The organism is Thalassospira xiamenensis M-5 = DSM 17429, from assembly GCF_000300235.2.
Taxonomy (GTDB): domain Bacteria; phylum Pseudomonadota; class Alphaproteobacteria; order Rhodospirillales; family Thalassospiraceae; genus Thalassospira; species Thalassospira xiamenensis.
The window spans coordinates 4,435,329-4,452,657 of record NZ_CP004388.1 but is presented as its reverse complement, the minus strand read 5'-3'; the positions used below and the strand labels follow the sequence as shown (position 1 = coordinate 4,452,657).

Sequence of the window (17,329 nt, the reverse complement as noted above, 5' to 3'; positions counted from 1 at the left end):
TGATCTTTTCAATTTGATACTGAATAAGCTCACAGATCAAGGACCACGAACATGCCAGCCATTGCCCAGATCGAAGTCATTGCCGTCGCCATCATCACCATTCTTGCCGTTATCAGCCCCGGACCGGATTTCGCCATGGTGACGCGTATTGCACTTACACGGGGTCGTCGCGCTGGTGTTCTGTGCGCTATCGGGATCGGCAGCGGTGTTTCAGTACATCTGGCCTATACGCTGATCGGGCTTGGCGTTGTATTTGCCAGTAATGTCTGGGTTCTGACCAGCTTGCGCTATCTGGGTGCTGCCTATCTGATATGGCTGGGGATATCCGCACTTTGGCCAGATATTCGGGCTTTATTTTCGCCAAGACCCGCGGCACTTCAGACCCGAATGACAAACAAAAGCACCAACAGGCCGGAAGAAAATCAAAAACGGAACGGATCCGCTTTCTGGATCGGTTTTGCCTGCAATGCCCTTAACCCCAAGACGATGCTGTTCATAGTTTCATTGTTCAGTCAGATGATTTCACCCGATACACCGGTTTTGATGGAAATCGGTTACGGTTTGTATATCGCGGCATGCCACATGATCTGGTTTGCACTGGTCGCGGTCGCGTTGACACTGCCTTCGGTGCAAGCGCGCATCGCAGCTATTAAAATCTGGATTGAACGTGGTGTGGGCCTGTGTCTTGCCGGACTTGGCATCAAACTACTGACAAGCACCAACTGAATTCTTCAACGTCTTAGATAAACAGCATTTCGCCCTGTTGATGGGCATCATTCAGAAACGTTACCACGCCGCCCGTTTCGATTTTAAGCTCTTCGCGCTTTGCTTCGTTTTCAAGGCCAAGCGCACGAAGACCCATATCGCAAACCATGAACTTGCCATCCAGTGCCACACAGGCCGACAGCAATTCCTCGAAAGTGCCAATTCCGCGCATCGAATAACTAAGGTCAATCGAGGTAGCCGTTGCCCCCTCGGCCTCGGTCCGAAGATGACGCCAGCCCGACGGCGCAAGGACCGCACGACTGGCTTCCATAGTGAAAAACAGGGTGGCCTCACGCCCGGATGCAAGGGCAGCTGACGCCATTACGAGTGCGTAATGAACCTTTTCAAAGCTTCCTGAAAACACCACCAGTGACAATTTCCGTGGGCTTTCCGACTGTTTCGCGTTTTCAGTGCTCATGAATGGACAGGTCCTTGATACTGGCATTTTCGGAACAAAGCGGGCAGCCCGGATCACGCGGGACTTTAATCTTTCGGAAGGATGCACCAAGTGCATCGACAATCACAAGCCTGCCGGACAGACCATCGCCAATCCCCATCAGTTCCTTGAGAATTTCGGTTGCCTGAATCCCGCCGATCATGCCCACGACCGAGCCCAGAACACCGCCCTGCGCACAGGACGGAATGGCGTCTTCGGGCGGTGGACTGTGATAGATGCAGCGATAACAGGGATGCGGATCGCCCAGATGCGCCTTGAATGTCGCAACCTGACCGTCAAACCGGAGGGCCGCACCCGACACTAGTGTTTTGCCCGCAAAATAGCATGCATCGTTTAGCAGGAATCGTGTTTCGAAATTGTCCGACCCGTCGGCAATCACATCATAATCCGCAATCAGGCCCATAACATTGGACGCATCAAGCCGCACATTATGCGTCTGCACGGTGATTTCCGGGTTCATATCAAGCATGGTTGATTTGGCGCTTTCGACCTTAGGGCTGCCAAGGTCTTTCATGCCATGCGCGATCTGGCGCTGCAGATTGGAAAGTTCGACCGTATCCGCATCGACGATCCCGATGCTGCCAACCCCGGCCGCGGCCAGATACATCGCCAATGGCGATCCAAGTCCACCCGCGCCGACAATCAGCACCCGCCCGCGCTTCAGCTTCATTTGCCCTGTGCCGCCAACATCCTTCAGAACGATATGCCGGGCATAGCGCTGCACTTCATTTTCGCTGAAATCAAAATCACTCACAGGCGGTTTCTTTCATTCATGCCAAACGGGTCTGCCATTGCATATAGCGCGCATGGCACAGACAAGAAAGGCCCGGGAAAATCCGGGCCTTCTTAAGATGCGTCGGTCAGCAAAACCGGATTACTGCAGACCTTCGAACAGCGGGGTCGAAAGATAACGTTCGGCAAAGCTCGGAATGATGATCACGATACGTTTGCCTTCGTTTTCCGGCAACTGGCCAAGCTCGATACCGGCAGCAACGGCCGCACCGGACGAAATCCCGGTCGGCAGTCCTTCGATGCTGGCAAGTTTGCGTGCGGTGGCAAAGGCGGTTTCATTGCCAATCGTCATGACCTTGTCAATCACATCGGTATGAAGGTTACCTGGAATGAAACCAGCACCAATGCCCTGGATTTTATGCGGTCCAGGTGCGCCACCGGAAATAACCGGGCTGTCTTCGGGCTCGACCGCGACGATCTGGATATTCGGATTATGTTTTTTCAGGACTTCACCAACACCGGTCAATGTTCCGCCAGTACCGACACCGGCAACAAAGATATCGATCTTGCCTGCGGTATCCTTGATGATTTCCTCGGCCGTCGTATTGCGATGAATTTCCGGGTTTGCCGGGTTTTCAAACTGCTGAAGCATGATCGCGCCATCAATCTCGGCGACCAGTTCCTCGGCGCGGGCAACAGCACCCTTCATGCCTTTGGCTGCCGGGGTCAGGTCAATCTGCGCGCCCAAAAGCATCAGCATCTTGCGGCGTTCCAGCGACATACTTTCGGGCATGGTCAGGATCAGCTTATAACCCTTGGCCGCCGCAACAAAAGCAAGCGCGATACCGGTATTGCCAGATGTCGGTTCGACCAGTGTTGCACCCGGCTTGATCCGACCGGACTTTTCGGCATCCTCGATCATTGCGAGACCGATACGGTCTTTAACCGAGGCCAGCGGGTTGAAGAATTCAAGCTTGCCAATCAGGTCGGCCTTCACACCCTCGGCCGCTGCCAGACGTGAAAGACGAACCAGCGGCGTCGCACCAATGGTGTCGATGATGCTGTCGTAAATCTTGCCGCGAAACTCAGTCATGTTTTCCTCGCAATTTCTTGTAATTTAAAACCAACCACATTCTTGATTTGTATTTATCCCGTTTAACACCCAAGTCAATTGGGTTTAAACAGTTTTTACGCAAAACCTGGTTTGGCCGGTTTCCGATGCCTGTGTATTGGATATGAACCGCAGCGGATTCTTGTGGTTTAACGATACAACAATCCGCAGCCCGTTCCGACGACTAAATAATGAAATCCGGTGATTCCTCAATCCCGCTGCGCAGGCCTGCGTCACGCGCGCGGTTGCATAGATCCTCGACCGTGATCCGGGTCAGCGCCACCATCATTTCGTCCTGCAATTCCCGCCAAAGCGGACGGACAACTTCCTTACCCAGCGGCGATCCTGCCGGATCCTCGATCGGGTCGTCGGATGTTTCCATTGACCGGATGACGGATACAATATCGGCAAGGGTAATGCGCCGACGTTCACGTGCCAGACGATACCCGCCGCGCGGACCGCGCACACCGACCAGAATGTCGGCACGCACTAACTGTTGCAGGGTCTGTTCAAGATAACGTTTCGGAATGCCCTGACGTGCGGTGATATCGCGACTTTGCACCGGTTCACCCGCAGCGTTATAGGCGATGTCCACCACCGCCTCTATGGCGAACAGCATCTTCTTTGACAGTTTTAACATCGTCTCTTTCATGCTCCCCTTGCAGTCCCGCTGATCCCCCCGGAAATATCGGGACTGGCGATTATCAGAGTTCACAACGCAGCAACATCATCAGATAACCCAAATGCTTTCGATGATATTGCTGCTGTATTTACGGCAATCAGACCGTTTTTACCGCCGGTGCAGCAACACCGGTCGATCCAAAGCCACCGGCACCACGCGCCGTTTCATCCAGATCGGCAACCGCATTCCACGCCACCTGGGTTACCGGTGCGACCACAAGCTGGGCGATGCGCATACCCCGCTCGATGGTGAATGCCGCGTCACCGTGATTGATCAGGATTACTTTGATTTCACCGCGATAATCCGCGTCGATCGTCCCCGGGCTGTTCAGAACCGTGACGCCATTTTTCGCAGCCAGCCCCGAACGCGGGCGAACCTGTGCTTCGAACCCGGCGGGCAGGGCAATCGCAATACCAGTTGCAACCATGGCCCGTTTGCCCGGTGCAATCACAAGCGTATCGTCAATCGCTGCCTGCAAATCGACGGCCGCCGACTGTGCGGTGGCATAATCGGGCAGCGGAAAATCCGCACCATGGGGCAGCTGTTTCAGATCGACAGTCAAACGCGTCATAAACAATCCTTGTCTTCACTTTTCTGGTCAGATGCGTTGCAATGCCACACAAACACTGACCGGGTTAAATCCATAATATCATGCAAAATGCTGGATAATTCGTTCTGCCAGCGCCCGCGCCACACCGTTCTTACCCTGACGAGGCCAGGTTTCGTCACTGGTGGCATCCACCCCGGAAATCAGGAAAATTTCATTATGATCACCGCCAAAGGTCCCGGTTCCAGGGGCGACATCATTTGCAAGAATCCAGTCACACCCCTTGCGCGCGCGCTTGGCGCGGGCATGTTCGATGACATTTTCCGTTTCGGCAGCGAAACCAATAACCAATTGCGGGCGTTTAGGACCTTTCTGGCTGAGTGTCGCCAAAATATCCGGATTTTCCGAAAGCTTCAGGTCTGCAATCACACCAGAGCCATCTTTTTTAAGCTTCTGACCTGCTTCTTCGGCAACGCGCCAATCTGCAACTGCGGCAGCACAAACCGCGATATCGGCGGGCAGGGCGGCCAGCACCGCATCAAGCATCTGGCGGGCTGTTTCAATACGCACAACTTTGACACCCATCGGATCAGGCAGGCTTACCGGGCCGCTAACCAGCGTCACATCTGCACCCGCCGCAGCAAGAGCCGCGGCAATCGCATGCCCTTGCTTGCCCGAAGACCGGTTGGCGATGTAGCGCACCGGATCAATCGGCTCGTATGTCGGGCCACTGGTTACAACAGCCTTTTTCCCTGAAAGCGGTTTTGAAACCGGCTGTCCTTCAAGAAAATCAACAACCGCTGCGATGATTTCAGCAGGTTCTGCCAAACGACCCGATCCGGTTTCACCACAAGCCAGATCACCCGCCGCCGGCCCGACACGCATCACGCCACGCCCTTCAAGGGTCGCGATATTTGCCTGTGTCGCGGCATGGTTCCACATTTCGACATTCATCGCCGGAACGACCATCACCGGCTTGTTGGTAGCCAACAGGGCCGTCGTTGCAAGATCACCCGCCTGTCCGGTGGCCATTTTCGCAAGGATATCGGCACTTGCCGGAGCGACCAGAACAAGGTCGGCCTCACGCGACAGGCGGATATGGCCCATTTCGGCCTCATCGGTCAGAGAAAAAAGATCCTGATAAACCTTGTTCTCGGTCAGGGCGGCCACCGACAGCGGTGTAACGAACTCTGCACCGCCTTTGGTCAGGATCGCGCGGATATTAATATCTCGGTCGCGCAACCGCCGGATCACCTCAAGAACCTTATAGGCGGCAATGCCGCCCGAGATGATCAGAAGGATATTTTTTCCTGCCTGCACTGTGGTTACCAGCTATTTACGTTGAATAAGTGTGATTAACCTACCTTCTCCGTTGATTACGCGCAAGCGTCCAAAGTGATCAGAAAAAACGCCACAGGTTCGTAAAACCCATGGCGCCATTTCATTGTTGATTTTCAATTACTTATCAGGGAACAGTATAAAGCATTCCAAACCAGCGCCACCGTCCATTCGGCCCCATCGAAGTACAGTTGATCCGCCACCGCCCCGATGAAACCGGGGCATCCAGACGGATTTCAACCCGCTCATCGCCCAGCCGATTCATGGTCGGTTCGCCCTCGGAAGGGTAACATGCTATGTAGGCTGCCTTCTGCTTGAGGGTGAAGCCGAATGCTGGCGGATTACGTTCAAGCGTGTAATTTGGCGGTGTCACATCGCTGACCGATAACGGGAGGGAATTTGCCGCCAGAATAAAGCGGTCCATTTCGCCGTAATTCTCGTTCATGGCAAAGCGCGGCAAATACATCATATCCGATTCCGTACTCATCGCGCCGCTTTGCTGGCCAAATGCCGCCTTATAACCGGCTTCCTTGACCGCTGCGACAACTTCGTCGCTGGCCTCGCCATACGGATATGCAAAGATGTCCGGGACAAAGCCCAGTTCTTCCTTGAAACGCTGCGCCGAATGCGCAAGTTCGGCCTTCACTTCCTCGATTGGCAAGCTTGGCAAGTGCGAATGATGCTGGCTGTGGCCGCCAATGGTTACCCCGTCTTTGACCAGTACGCGCAACATATCCCAGGTCATGTAGTTCTCGTACCCGGCATCAACCTGCTCGGTCGCGACGAATACCGTCATCGGGATATTGTGCTTTTTAAAGGCTGGCCACGCAACGTCATAAACCGAACGGTAGGCGTCATCTACCGTAATACCGACGGCATAATCTGGAAGTCCTTTGCCATTTTGCATGGCATCAATGATTTCCGGGATGCCCATGACCGTATATTTGCCACTTGTCAGTTCGCGGATATGGGCTTCGAACTGCGGACCACGAATATTGGTCGACGGGAAATCGGTTTCCGCGAACCGATGATACATAAACACAACGGCCGACGTCGCATCACCCGATGGTGCCTGTACGTCACCGGAGGCATCATTGTTGCTTTGGCGATTATCAGACTGCAACACATCAGCAGCAGGAGGTTGGATTTCCGTTGCAGTACCGCTTGTATCGGCATTCTGAGCCATGCCCGGCGAGACACCAAATGTCAGACCGACCGCAAAGGCCGTGCCGAATACCATACAACGAAACATATTTGCGCGTTTGGCTCGCGCAACAGCATCAGAAGTTTGCTGCCCATTGGTCTGTGCTTGCATTGCCACATCCATCTTTTTGCGACCCCACTCATTGGTCACTGCAGCCCCCAAAACCACAGTCTTCATTTTATGGTTTCCGGTAATTATGTTTTTTGTGAACCTACCAGCGAACCAATTGTTTTTCCACAATTTCGTCACTCGGCTTGTGTATAGTTCACTGCAACCTACCTGAAAGGCACTCAATTCAACCGCAGTATTAACGGAGATTCGCATGCTGGATTCAGACGCACTGGACATTCTTTTCAATGAAGCTCGAACCCACAATGGCTGGCAGGATCGCGATGTCGATACAGCGCTTCTGAAAAAGGCGTGGGACCTCACGGTTATGGGCCCGACCAGCGCCAACTGCGAGCCGATGCGCATCAAGTTTGTTAAATCACAGGACGCCAAACAACGTCTCGAACCGGCACTTTCCGAAGGAAATCGGGAAAAAACCCTGGCAGCTCCGGTCACAGCCATCATTGCCTATGACATCGAATTCCATGAAAAATTACCGAAACTGTTCCCGCACACAGATGCAAAATCGTGGTTTTCAGGAAATGATGACCTGATTGCCACCACTGCGTTTCGTAACGGAACATTACAGGCAGCCTACTTCATTCTGGCGTTACGTGCCCTTGGACTTGATTGCGGCCCGATGTCAGGCTTTGACAATGCCAAGGTTGATGGAGAATTCTTCGCGGGCACGTCGGTCAAAAGCAATTTCCTGATCAATATCGGCTATGGCGACCCCTCAAAACTGTTTGATCGCAGCCCTCGCCTAGCGTTTGACGAAGGTGCCGAAATTATCTGATTTCTATCTGAAGTCGAAACCGACGCGGGATGGCCGTGCTGGCGCATTCGCAGATTTTTTGGCAAAATCGGATTATACACCTGTATGATCAGGGTTCAGACGACGTATTTTTTCAAGCTTTTCCAATACTTGAAAACTGTCATCTAACTTTTATTTGATCTTTACCGGCGCATAATCATTTTAGTCGAAATTTTTTGCATGCGTTAATGCGTACCCTCTGGGGTACCCGACATCAGGAGCATCCGTTGGGCTTTCGCCAGTTGTTAATGACCGCATTTGCGGTTGCATTCCCGAATGCTGCGATCTTTATCGTACTGGCATCGATGGAATTGCTTGGCTGGGGCACAGCGATTCTGTGTGCGGTCTTGGCGTGGGTCGGTGTCGCCGGGGTTTTACGTATCTATTTCGATGATCTGCGCCGTGTTGCGCGTTACGCCACCGCATTGCGTGACAAGTTCCGCGGCACCCCGCCACAGCATCTTTTTTTCGGTGCGGCGTCCGAGCTGTCGTCCCTTTATACCCAGATCACCAACGCATTTCGCGAACGCATCGCCCATCTTGAAGCCCAGACCAGCACCGATGCCGAAATCCTTGATCACCTGCCGAACCCGGTTGTGATGGTCAACCGGCAACGCGTTGTGACCGGTTTTAACCAGGCCGCACGCGGCCTGTTCCACAATCTGGAAACCGGTCGCGATCTGACACGATATATCCGCGATCCGATCCTGCTTGATGCCTTTGATGATGTCGCGGGCGAACGCGAACAGATGAAACATGCCGAATTCGTTCTGGCAAGCGACGCCCATCGTCATTTCGATGTTCTGACCGCGCGCCTGCCAGCCGCAACCGGGGACCGGAACTTTGTTCTGTCCTTCTCGGACCTGACAGAGCTTCGCAAACTTGAACAGATGCGCGCCGATTTCGCGACCGATGCCGGGCATGAACTACGCACCCCGCTTTCGGTGTTGCTGGGCTTTATCGAAACGCTTGAAGGCCCGGCAAAGGACGATCCCGATGCGTTGCACCAGTTCCTGCCGGTCATGCGTGATCAGGGCCAGCGTATGCAGCACCTGATCGAAGATTTGCTGTCACTTGCACGGATCGAGCTGAACGAACATACACCGCCATCTGATGATTGCGATATCGGCAAGATCATCGACAAAGTCGCCCAGACATTGGCGATGAAGGCCGAAGCCAAAGGCATGGAAATCAAGATTTCCTGCGACCTCGACAACACCGAAATTGTTGGCGAGGAAAAGGAAATGACCCAGGTTTTTGTCAATCTGGTCGAAAACGCCATCAAATACGGACATCCCAAAACCAGTATTGATGTATCGATCACACTGGCCAAAAACACCCCGGGTGCATTGGCCCGTTACCGGCATGACCGTGTTCTGGCCGTCGCCGTCCGGGATCATTCCGACGGAATCGCACGCGAACATCTGCCACGCCTGACTGAACGGTTTTACAGGGTCGATACGGCACGGTCGCGTGCCGTTGGTGGCACCGGTCTTGGTCTTGCCATCGTCAAACATCTGGTGCAACGCCACCGCGGCACCATGATCATCGACAGCGAACAGGGGGTTGGTTCGGTATTCACCGTCTATCTGCCCGCCAAGGCCAGCGATAATATCCGAACCTTGCATCGGGCCTGATTTTAGCCCCAAAGGCATCGGAAAATTCAGAATATTTCATATGAAACAAAAAAGACCGGCAACGATATGCCGGTCTTTGCATTCCATGATTGTCGCGGATCAGAGAATGAATTTCGAAAGATCCGCATCCTTGGCAAGGCCATCGACCTGCTCGCGGACGTAATTCGCATCAATCTTGATCGTTTCACCGCCGCGGTCAGTTGCGGTAAAGCTGATGTCATCCAAAAGCTTTTCCAACACCGTATGCAGTCGACGTGCGCCGATATTTTCCACCGTTTCATTGACGCTGGCCGAAATACGGGCAAGTTCATCAACCGCATCGTCGGCGAATTCCAGCGTAACATCCTCGGTTTTCAGCAGTGCGACATACTGCTTGATCAGCGATGCTTCCGGTTCCAGCAGAATACGGCGGAAATCTTCCTCGGTCAGGGCTTTCAACTCGACCCGGATTGGCAAACGGCCCTGCAATTCCGGCAGCAGGTCCGATGGCTTTGAAAGATGGAATGCCCCCGAACAGATAAACAGGATATGGTCGGTTTTGACCGTACCATGTTTGGTCGAGACACTTGTCCCTTCGATCAACGGCAGTAAATCGCGCTGCACACCTTCGCGCGATACATCACCGCCACGCTCGGAACGCGCGGTAATCTTATCGATCTCGTCAAGGAACACGATACCATTCTGTTCAACGTTTTCGATGGCCTCTGCGGTGACCTTGTCCATATCCAGAAGCTTGTCGCCTTCCTCGTCTATCAGGCGTTCGAACGCTTCCTCGACGGTCATGCGTTTTGGTTTGGTCTGGCCGCCGAAGGCCTTGCCGAACACATCCGACAGGTTCAGCATCCCCATCTGTGCGCCTGGCATGCCGGGAATATCGATGGTCGGCATCGAAGACGAACTGTTTTCCTGAACAGGGATTTCAATTTCCTTGTCCTGCAATTCGCCTTCACGCAGCATCTTGCGGAATTTCTGACGGGTATCAGCCGAGGCATTTTCACCAACCAGACCATCAAGAATGCGTTCCTCGGCCTGCATTTCGGCCTTGGCACGAACTTTCTTGCGCATGCTTTCACGCGTCAAGTCCAGCGACACTTCCAGAAGGTCACGAACGATCTGTTCAACATCACGACCGACATAACCAACTTCGGTAAATTTGGTGGCTTCGATCTTGATGAACGGGGCCTCTGCCAGTTTGGCAAGACGCCGGGCGATTTCGGTTTTGCCAACACCGGTCGGGCCTATCATCAGAATGTTTTTGGGTAGCACTTCATTACGCATCGTGTCGTCAAGCTGCTGGCGGCGCCAGCGGTTGCGCAAGGCAATGGCGACCGCCCGCTTGGCATCTTTCTGACCGATGATATGGCGATCGAGCTCGGATACGATCTCGCGCGGGCTGAAATGTTGGGTCATTAAATTTATCCGTTAGTTCTTGCGACGGAAATGCGATGTCAGGCCCGAAACGGCACCCTTATTTCGCATCCTCGATCTTTTCCAGCGTAACGCTGTCATTGGTATAAACACAGATATCACCGGCAATCGCCATGGCTTTGCGGGCAATTTCCTCGGCACTCAGGTCCAGATCAATCAGGGCCCGCGCCGCGGCAAGAGCATAATTACCGCCAGATCCGATGGCGATAATGCCGTCTTCCGGTTCAAGAACATCGCCCATCCCGGTCAGGACCAGCGAAACATCCTTGTCGGCCACGGCCATCATTGCTTCAAGCTTGCGCAGATAGCGATCCGTGCGCCAGTCCTTGGCCAGCTCGACACAGGCGCGCATGGTCTGGCCCGGATGACGATCCAGCTTGGCTTCAAGACGTTCCAAAAGGGTAAAGGCATCCGCCGTCGCCCCGGCAAATCCGACGATGATCTCGCCTTTCTGGCCGATACGGCGCACCTTGCGGGCGTTGCCCTTGATCACGGTCTGGCCCAAAGAAACCTGACCGTCACCGGCAACCACCACTTCATTGCCCTTGCGCACCGACAGGATCGTCGTGCCATGCCAGCTCGGCTGCGATTTTTCGCTCATAAATAATCCCTAGATTTTCATCCAATGCGTTCGATCAAGAGTTAGCACGCACAACCGCCCGGTCAAGGGCCAAGCCCCGCGAACCACCATGCCCGGATCACAAACACTGTTTCAATGCGACGGAACAGAAAAAATTCAGGACGTATCACCACCACATGCTTTACCCTTAGACCACAAAAGAATTTCAAAGAACGAAGGAAAATAATCATGGGCAATCCTGACCTTGCGCAAACCCATCTTGGCAAATGCATTCTGGCCGGTCAGGGCAGGATCAAGGCTGATCTGGTCCTGCGCAATATCGGATTGCTTGATGTCATTACCGGCACGGTAACTGAAACCGATATTGCCATTGTGGGTGACCGGATTGTTGGTACGCATGCCAAATACGAGGGCGACCGCGAAATTGACTGTGCCGGTAAATTCGCCGTCCCGGGCTTTATCGATACGCATCTGCATATTGAAAGCTCGCTTGTCACGCCGCTTGAATTTGATCGCTGTGTTTTGCCGCATGGTGTGACGACGGTCCTGTGTGATCCGCATGAAATCGCCAATGTGCTGGGATCTGACGGGATCAAATACTTTCTGGATTGTGCCGAACGGTCGGTGATGGATATCCGCGTTAATCTGTCATCCTGCGTTCCTGCCACCAGTTTTGAAACATCAGGTGCGCAGCTTGAAATCGATGATCTTCTGCAATTCCGAAGCCATCCCAAGGTCGTCGGACTGGCCGAAATGATGAATTATCCGGGTGTGCTGAACCTTAATACCGGCATCATGGCCAAGCTTGAAGCCTTTCAGGATGGTCACATTGACGGTCACGCACCACTGGTTCTGGGCACAGCACTGAACGGCTATATGGCCGCAGGCATCCGCACCGACCACGAAGCAACATCAGCCGCCGAAGCGCGCGAAAAGCTTGCCAAGGGCATGGCAATCCTGATCCGCGAAGGGTCTGTTTCAAAGGATCTTGAGGCACTTGCCGAAATTCTGGATGAAAATACGTCAAGCTTCGTTGCGCTATGCACAGATGACCGCAATCCGCTTGATATTGGTGAAGAGGGTCACCTTGATAGTCTTATTGACCGATTAATCGGTCATTTAAAAGCACGTAATTGCCCGATCCATCATGTCTATCGCGCAGCATCGTATTCAGCGGCCCGCATTTTCGGCTTGCGTGACCGCGGACTGATCGGGCCAGGCTGGCGGGCCGATATCGCCATACTTGATGATTTGGAAACCTGTGCGGTCAGCGATGTGATTGCCGGTGGCCGTCTGGTCACCAACGGTCTGTTTGATGCCCGCGAAACCGTTGCGCCAATTGGCTTGACCTCGATGAAGGCCAAACCGGTCACCGCCGAAGCATTCATGGCCGAACCCAAACCGGGTCAGAACCAAACGCCTGTGATACGCGTCAAATCGGGCCTGATCCTGACCTTCCGGGATGAAGCCACCCTTGAAATTGGCGATAACGGCCTTAAACCCGATCTTGAAAAGGATGTGATCAAGGTGGCCGTTGTCGAACGCCACGGCAAGAACGGCAATATTGGGCGCAGTTTCGTCCGTGGTTTTGGTTTGAAACGCGGGGCAATTGCATCTTCGGTCGGGCATGACAGCCACAATATCACTGTGGTTGGTGCCAATGACGCCGACATGGCCGCCGCGGTCAATCGCCTGATTGAACTGGGTGGCGGCTTTGCCGTTGCAGATGGAGGCAGGATCACGGCCGAACTGGCGTTGCCCGTTGCCGGACTGATGAGTACGGAACCGTTTGAGGTGGTCGAGAATGACTTGATCACGCTGCGCGCTGCCGCCAAGGATCTTGGTTGCATCCTGCCAGAACCGTTCCTGCAGGTCGCTTTCCTGGCCTTGCCGGTAATCCCGCACCTGAAAATGACGGACAAGGGCCTGTTTGACGTCGACAAGTTCGACTTTGTCTAAGCCATCAAACCGGACAGTTTAACAATGACAAATACCGGTTACGTTTTGTGGCCAATACTTAGCCGGTTAAACTGGCTTTTCGCTGCTGTTATTGCTAAATACAACCCAACAGATGCATTGATACCTGCAGGAAAGGAGCTTTGCATGCGCAAGGCCCGCGTAGAGCGCAATACCAACGAAACACAGATCACGGTCGAGCTTAATCTTGACGGGACCGGCATATACGATGTCGAGACTGGGATTGGCTTCCTTGATCACATGCTCGAACAGCTTTCACGCCACAGCCTGATGGACCTTAAAGTCCGGGCCAAGGGCGACCTGCATATCGATTTCCATCACACCACCGAAGATACAGGCATCGCAATCGGTCAGGCGTTTTCGCAAGCACTGGGCGATAAAAAGGGCATCAATCGTTACGGCAGTTGCTTGCTTCCGATGGACGAGGCACTGACACGTGTGGCGCTGGATTGCTCAAACCGTCCTTATCTGATCTGGAATGTCGAGTTTACTCGCGACAAGGTCGGGGATATGGACACCGAACTGTTCCGCGAATGGTTCCAGGGCTTTGCACAGGCTGCTGGCCTGACGCTGCATGTTGAAAATCTGTATGGCGATAACAACCATCATATCGTCGAAAGTGCCTTTAAGGCGCTGGCACGATCCCTGCGCGCCGCGATCGAAATCGATCCGCGCAAATCCGATGCCATTCCCTCGACCAAGGGTGTTCTCGGCGGGTCGCTTTAACCCGCCAGATGCCCCTGATCTGATCCGATTGACCGGGTGATCCATTACCCGGAACAGGAAGCCGGTTTTCGATGAAGGTTTACACAGTCCATACCCATCCCGGCGATGCCGATCCGATGGAAAATGCGATCCTGATCCGCGAAGGCTTTAATTTCTGGGCCTTTATTTTTAGCGGCATCTGGGCGCTTTATCATCGTTTGTGGGCCGCTTTTTTTGGTCTGATCGGCGTATCGCTGATTTGCAATCTTGTGATCTATCTATTCGATGGCGGTCCGGAAATGGATTTTGCCCTCGCCCTTGCGACCGGCATCGGTTTTGGCCTGATTGCCAATGACTTGCGGCGCAAAAAGCTCGCGGCCGGTGGCTGGAAGCTTGTCGAAATTGTCGCAGGCCCCAACGAAAATGCAGCCGAACATCGTTTCTTTGATCGCCTGCGTGGCGGACGCGCTGTTCACGATACCCTGCAAAATGCTGCGCCCACCCCCTTATCCGGGAGCACCCCCTACCCATGAGTGTTGCGATTATCGATTACGGTTCAGGCAACCTGCGTTCTGCTGCCAAGGCGTTTGAACGCGCGGCCCGCGAAACCGGCATTTCCGCCGATATCATTGTCACCGATGATCCGGAAAAGGTCCGCAATGCCAGCCATATCGTCCTGCCCGGTGTTGGTGCCTATGCCGATTGCCGTGCCGGCCTTGATGCCGTTACCGGCATGGTCGAAGTTCTGAACGAGCAGGTCATCAAAGGTGGTAAGCCATTCTTTGGCATTTGTGTCGGCATGCAGTTGATGTCGACGGTTGGTCGCGAATTTGCCGACACCCCGGGTCTTGACTGGATCATGGGCGAAGTGGTTGCAATTGAACCCGCAGACCCGTCGCTTAAAATCCCGCATATGGGCTGGAACGAGCTGGTCCTTGATCTGTCTGGCAAATCGCATTCCGTGTTGTCGGGTGTATCGGATGGCGATCATGCCTATTTCGTGCACAGTTATCACATGCATGTTCAAAATCCGGATGAACGGCTGGTATCGGTCGATTATGGTGGCGCGCTTACGGCGATGATCGGGCGCGACAACATGATCGGTACCCAGTTCCATCCGGAAAAAAGCCAGAAAACGGGACTTACCATCATTGGTAACTTCCTGGGATGGAAACCATGACCGCACCCAGCAATACGATCGAACCCGGTGTTACCGCCGAACGCGTTACGGAACTGAGCGCGGGCGACCTTTCCGACATCGTTGATGCCTGTACCCAGGCAATCGTCGAAGGCGGAGGTTTTGGCTGGCTGACCCCGCCGGATCGTCCGGATATGGAAAAATACTGGCGCGGCGTTTTGCTGATGCCGGGGCGTCATCTGTTTGTATCGCGCGTTGACGGCGTGATTTCCGGGGCCGCCCAGTTGCTTGAAACGCCGTCCAACCTTGAAGCACAGCGCCATTCAGCCCAGATCACCGGCCATTTCGTGGCACCGTGGGCGCGCGGGCGCGGGAATGGCAAGGCCATCGTGCGCAGCATCGAATTTTATGCGCGCGAACGCGGTTATTCGGTTTTGAAACTTGATCTTCGTGAAACCCAGACTGCTGCCATCGCACTTTATAACGGGCTGGGTTATGTCCGTTGGGGCATCAATCCCTATTACGCGATGATCAACGGTAAAATGGTCGAAGGTTACTACTACACCAAGAAAATACAGGACACTGACCAGTGAATCTCTATCCGGCAATCGACCTTAAAGATGGTGCATGCGTTCGCCTGCTGCGCGGTGATATGGACAAGGCCACCGTATTTAACAACGATCCGGGTGCACAGGCTGGTGAATTTGTCGCTGCCGGCTGTCATTGGGTCCATATCGTCGATCTGAACGGTGCTTTTGCCGGTGAACCGGTCAATGGAGCCGCGGTTGACAGCATCATTGCCGCAGTCGCAGGCAAGGCCAAAACCCAGCTTGGCGGCGGTATCCGCACAATGGAAACGGTTGATTACTGGCTTAACAAGGGCATCACCCGTGTGATCCTTGGCACTGTCGCCCTGCGTAATCCGGATTTTGTCAAAGAAGCCTGTGCAAAATGGCCGGGTCGTATTGCGGTTGGCATTGACGCCCGCGATGGCTATGTCGCGGTTGAAGGTTGGGCCGAAACATCCGAAGTCACCGCACTTGAACTGGCGCAGAAATTCGAGGATTGCGGGGTTACCGCGATCATCTTTACCGATATTGACCGCGATGGTGCAATGAGCGGCCCGAATATCGAAAGCACAGTAGCCCTTGCCAGCGCGATTTCGACCCCGGTAATCGTATCGGGCGGTGTTTCATCGCTGGATGATCTGATTGCAGTTGCCAAACATACCGATGCCGGGATTGACGGCGCGATTTCCGGACGCGCACTTTATGACGGCCGTATCGATCTAGCCGACGCCATCAAGGCATTGTCCTGAACGGACCCAAACAGGATAACCGACCATGTTGAAAACCCGTGTCATACCCTGTCTCGACGTCAAGGACGGACGCGTCGTCAAAGGGGTCAATTTCGTCGACCTGATCGATGCCGGCGATCCGGTGGAACAGGCACGCATCTATGACGCCGAAGGCGCAGACGAACTTTGTTTCCTTGATATCACAGCATCAAGCGACAATCGCGATACTATTTTCGACGTTGTTGCCCGCACCGCCGAGGCATGCTTTATGCCCGTCACAGTCGGTGGCGGCGTGCGTTCGCTTGAAGATATTCGCAAACTGCTTTTGGCAGGTGCCGACAAGGTTTCGATCAATACGGCCGCGGTCAATAACCCCGATTTCGTGCGCGAAGCAGCACGCAAGTTCGGATCACAATGCATTGTGGTCTCGATTGATGCCAAATCAACCGGCCCGGAAAAGTTTGAAATCTTCACCCATGGCGGTCGTAAGCCAACCGGGATTGACGCTGTTTCGTTTGCAAAACAAATGACCGAATATGGTGCAGGCGAACTCCTGGTCACCTCGATGGATCGCGACGGCACCAAGTCGGGCTTTAACCTGCCACTGACCCGATCCATCGCCGATGCGGTCCATGTGCCGGTGATTGCATCGGGCGGGGTCGGAACGCTGGACCACATGGTCGAAGGTGTGACCGAAGGTCATGCCTCGGCGGTTCTGGCTGCATCAATCTTCCATTTCGGGACCTATCGTATCCGCGAGGTCAAGGACCACATGAAAGCCGCCGGCATCCCGGTCCGCGAGGGGTGAT

At 54.0% G+C, this 17,329-nt stretch carries 19 protein-coding genes; 10 read left to right on the top strand and 9 right to left on the bottom strand.

The features are described 5' to 3' along the window. The first annotated feature begins 51 nt into the window (after nt 1-51). Entirely contained in the window at nt 52-726 is a 675-nt protein-coding gene (locus TH3_RS20610; protein ID WP_007088451.1) for a LysE family translocator, read from the top strand. Between the two features lie 13 nt (nt 727-739). On the opposite strand, the gene TH3_RS20605 is transcribed toward TH3_RS20610, so the two are convergent. The 7 genes from TH3_RS20605 to TH3_RS20575 form a co-directional block, all read right to left on the bottom strand. After that, nucleotides 740-1,183, bottom strand: a complete 444-nt coding sequence (locus TH3_RS20605; RefSeq protein ID WP_007088452.1) for a DsrE family protein — start codon at nt 1,181-1,183, stop codon at nt 740-742. Next, nucleotides 1,173-1,976: a HesA/MoeB/ThiF family protein gene (locus tag TH3_RS20600; protein ID WP_007088453.1), complete on the bottom strand. Its 804-nt coding sequence runs from the start codon at nt 1,974-1,976 to the stop codon at nt 1,173-1,175. Before TH3_RS20600 ends, TH3_RS20605 begins: the two co-directional genes overlap by 11 nt. A gap of 120 nt (nt 1,977-2,096) precedes the next feature. After that, nucleotides 2,097-3,047 carry a cysteine synthase A gene (cysK, locus tag TH3_RS20595; RefSeq protein WP_007088454.1) on the bottom strand — a complete coding sequence of 317 codons (951 nt, stop codon included), beginning with the start codon at nt 3,045-3,047 and terminating at the stop codon, nt 2,097-2,099. A 202-nt stretch (nt 3,048-3,249) separates the two neighbouring features. After that, nucleotides 3,250-3,705: an RrF2 family transcriptional regulator gene (locus TH3_RS20590; RefSeq protein ID WP_007088455.1), complete on the bottom strand. Its 456-nt coding sequence runs from the start codon at nt 3,703-3,705 to the stop codon at nt 3,250-3,252. Nucleotides 3,706-3,844: 139 nt separating this feature from the next. Next, nucleotides 3,845-4,318 (bottom strand): dUTP diphosphatase, encoded by a 474-nt coding sequence (gene dut / locus TH3_RS20585; RefSeq protein WP_007088456.1) that lies wholly within the window; start codon nt 4,316-4,318, stop codon nt 3,845-3,847. 78 nt (nt 4,319-4,396) lie between these two features. Next, nucleotides 4,397-5,614 (bottom strand): bifunctional phosphopantothenoylcysteine decarboxylase/phosphopantothenate--cysteine ligase CoaBC, encoded by a 1,218-nt coding sequence (gene coaBC, locus TH3_RS20580; protein ID WP_007088457.1) that lies wholly within the window; start codon nt 5,612-5,614, stop codon nt 4,397-4,399. 145 nt (nt 5,615-5,759) lie between these two features. Then, nucleotides 5,760-7,013: a polysaccharide deacetylase family protein gene (locus TH3_RS20575; protein ID WP_007088458.1), complete on the bottom strand. Its 1,254-nt coding sequence runs from the start codon at nt 7,011-7,013 to the stop codon at nt 5,760-5,762. 145 nt (nt 7,014-7,158) lie between these two features. On the opposite strand from TH3_RS20575, the gene TH3_RS20570 reads away from it, so the two are divergent. Further along, on the top strand, nt 7,159-7,740 hold the full coding sequence (locus TH3_RS20570) for a malonic semialdehyde reductase (RefSeq protein ID WP_007088459.1): 582 nt from the start codon (nt 7,159-7,161) through the stop codon (nt 7,738-7,740). A 266-nt stretch (nt 7,741-8,006) separates the two neighbouring features. Next, a complete protein-coding gene (locus tag TH3_RS20565; protein WP_233421816.1) occupies nt 8,007-9,395 on the top strand; it encodes an ATP-binding protein in 1,389 nt (462 codons plus the stop codon). A gap of 99 nt (nt 9,396-9,494) precedes the next feature. Here the strand turns inward: TH3_RS20565 and hslU are convergent, their stop codons facing one another. Further along, nucleotides 9,495-10,805 (bottom strand): ATP-dependent protease ATPase subunit HslU, encoded by a 1,311-nt coding sequence (gene hslU, locus TH3_RS20560; protein ID WP_007088461.1) that lies wholly within the window; start codon nt 10,803-10,805, stop codon nt 9,495-9,497. Between the two features lie 58 nt (nt 10,806-10,863). Then, entirely contained in the window at nt 10,864-11,424 is a 561-nt protein-coding gene (gene hslV / locus TH3_RS20555) for an ATP-dependent protease subunit HslV (protein ID WP_007088462.1), read from the bottom strand. A 207-nt stretch (nt 11,425-11,631) separates the two neighbouring features. Between hslV and ade the strand changes: the two genes are divergently transcribed. From ade to hisF, 7 genes are all read left to right on the top strand, one after another. After that, the gene (ade, locus tag TH3_RS20550) at nt 11,632-13,362 is read left to right on the top strand and encodes an adenine deaminase (RefSeq protein WP_007088463.1); all 1,731 of its coding nucleotides are present in this window, start codon (nt 11,632-11,634) and stop codon (nt 13,360-13,362) included. 144 nt (nt 13,363-13,506) lie between these two features. Beyond that, entirely contained in the window at nt 13,507-14,106 is a 600-nt protein-coding gene (gene hisB, locus TH3_RS20545) for an imidazoleglycerol-phosphate dehydratase HisB (protein WP_007088464.1), read from the top strand. A gap of 71 nt (nt 14,107-14,177) precedes the next feature. After that, entirely contained in the window at nt 14,178-14,618 is a 441-nt protein-coding gene (locus TH3_RS20540; RefSeq protein ID WP_007088465.1) for a DUF2628 domain-containing protein, read from the top strand. Then, nucleotides 14,615-15,265 carry an imidazole glycerol phosphate synthase subunit HisH gene (hisH, locus tag TH3_RS20535; protein WP_007088466.1) on the top strand — a complete coding sequence of 217 codons (651 nt, stop codon included), beginning with the start codon at nt 14,615-14,617 and terminating at the stop codon, nt 15,263-15,265. Before TH3_RS20540 ends, hisH begins: the two co-directional genes overlap by 4 nt. Then, a complete protein-coding gene (locus tag TH3_RS20530; protein ID WP_007088467.1) occupies nt 15,262-15,816 on the top strand; it encodes a GNAT family N-acetyltransferase in 555 nt (184 codons plus the stop codon). The genes hisH and TH3_RS20530 overlap by 4 nt, the downstream gene beginning before the upstream one ends. Then, on the top strand, nt 15,813-16,541 hold the full coding sequence (hisA, locus tag TH3_RS20525) for a 1-(5-phosphoribosyl)-5-[(5-phosphoribosylamino)methylideneamino]imidazole-4-carboxamide isomerase (protein ID WP_007088468.1): 729 nt from the start codon (nt 15,813-15,815) through the stop codon (nt 16,539-16,541). The genes TH3_RS20530 and hisA overlap by 4 nt, the downstream gene beginning before the upstream one ends. A gap of 25 nt (nt 16,542-16,566) precedes the next feature. Then, nucleotides 16,567-17,328 (top strand): imidazole glycerol phosphate synthase subunit HisF, encoded by a 762-nt coding sequence (hisF, locus tag TH3_RS20520; protein ID WP_007088469.1) that lies wholly within the window; start codon nt 16,567-16,569, stop codon nt 17,326-17,328. Nucleotide 17,329: the final 1 nt, after the last annotated feature.

Coding starts and splice junctions, on each gene's coding strand:
- TH3_RS20610 (WP_007088451.1), top strand. CDS start 52: ATGCCAGCCATTGCCCAGATCGAAGTCATTGCCGTCGCCATCATCACC.
- TH3_RS20605 (WP_007088452.1), bottom strand. CDS start 1,183: ATGAGCACTGAAAACGCGAAACAGTCGGAAAGCCCACGGAAATTGTCA.
- cysK (WP_007088454.1), bottom strand. CDS start 3,047: ATGACTGAGTTTCGCGGCAAGATTTACGACAGCATCATCGACACCATT.
- TH3_RS20590 (WP_007088455.1), bottom strand. CDS start 3,705: ATGTTAAAACTGTCAAAGAAGATGCTGTTCGCCATAGAGGCGGTGGTG.
- dut (WP_007088456.1), bottom strand. CDS start 4,318: ATGACGCGTTTGACTGTCGATCTGAAACAGCTGCCCCATGGTGCGGAT.
- TH3_RS20575 (WP_007088458.1), bottom strand. CDS start 7,013: ATGAAGACTGTGGTTTTGGGGGCTGCAGTGACCAATGAGTGGGGTCGC.
- TH3_RS20570 (WP_007088459.1), top strand. CDS start 7,159: ATGCTGGATTCAGACGCACTGGACATTCTTTTCAATGAAGCTCGAACC.
- TH3_RS20565 (WP_233421816.1), top strand. CDS start 8,007: ATGACCGCATTTGCGGTTGCATTCCCGAATGCTGCGATCTTTATCGTA.
- hslU (WP_007088461.1), bottom strand. CDS start 10,805: ATGACCCAACATTTCAGCCCGCGCGAGATCGTATCCGAGCTCGATCGC.
- hslV (WP_007088462.1), bottom strand. CDS start 11,424: ATGAGCGAAAAATCGCAGCCGAGCTGGCATGGCACGACGATCCTGTCG.
- ade (WP_007088463.1), top strand. CDS start 11,632: ATGGGCAATCCTGACCTTGCGCAAACCCATCTTGGCAAATGCATTCTG.
- hisB (WP_007088464.1), top strand. CDS start 13,507: ATGCGCAAGGCCCGCGTAGAGCGCAATACCAACGAAACACAGATCACG.
- TH3_RS20540 (WP_007088465.1), top strand. CDS start 14,178: ATGAAGGTTTACACAGTCCATACCCATCCCGGCGATGCCGATCCGATG.
- hisH (WP_007088466.1), top strand. CDS start 14,615: ATGAGTGTTGCGATTATCGATTACGGTTCAGGCAACCTGCGTTCTGCT.
- TH3_RS20530 (WP_007088467.1), top strand. CDS start 15,262: ATGACCGCACCCAGCAATACGATCGAACCCGGTGTTACCGCCGAACGC.
- hisF (WP_007088469.1), top strand. CDS start 16,567: ATGTTGAAAACCCGTGTCATACCCTGTCTCGACGTCAAGGACGGACGC.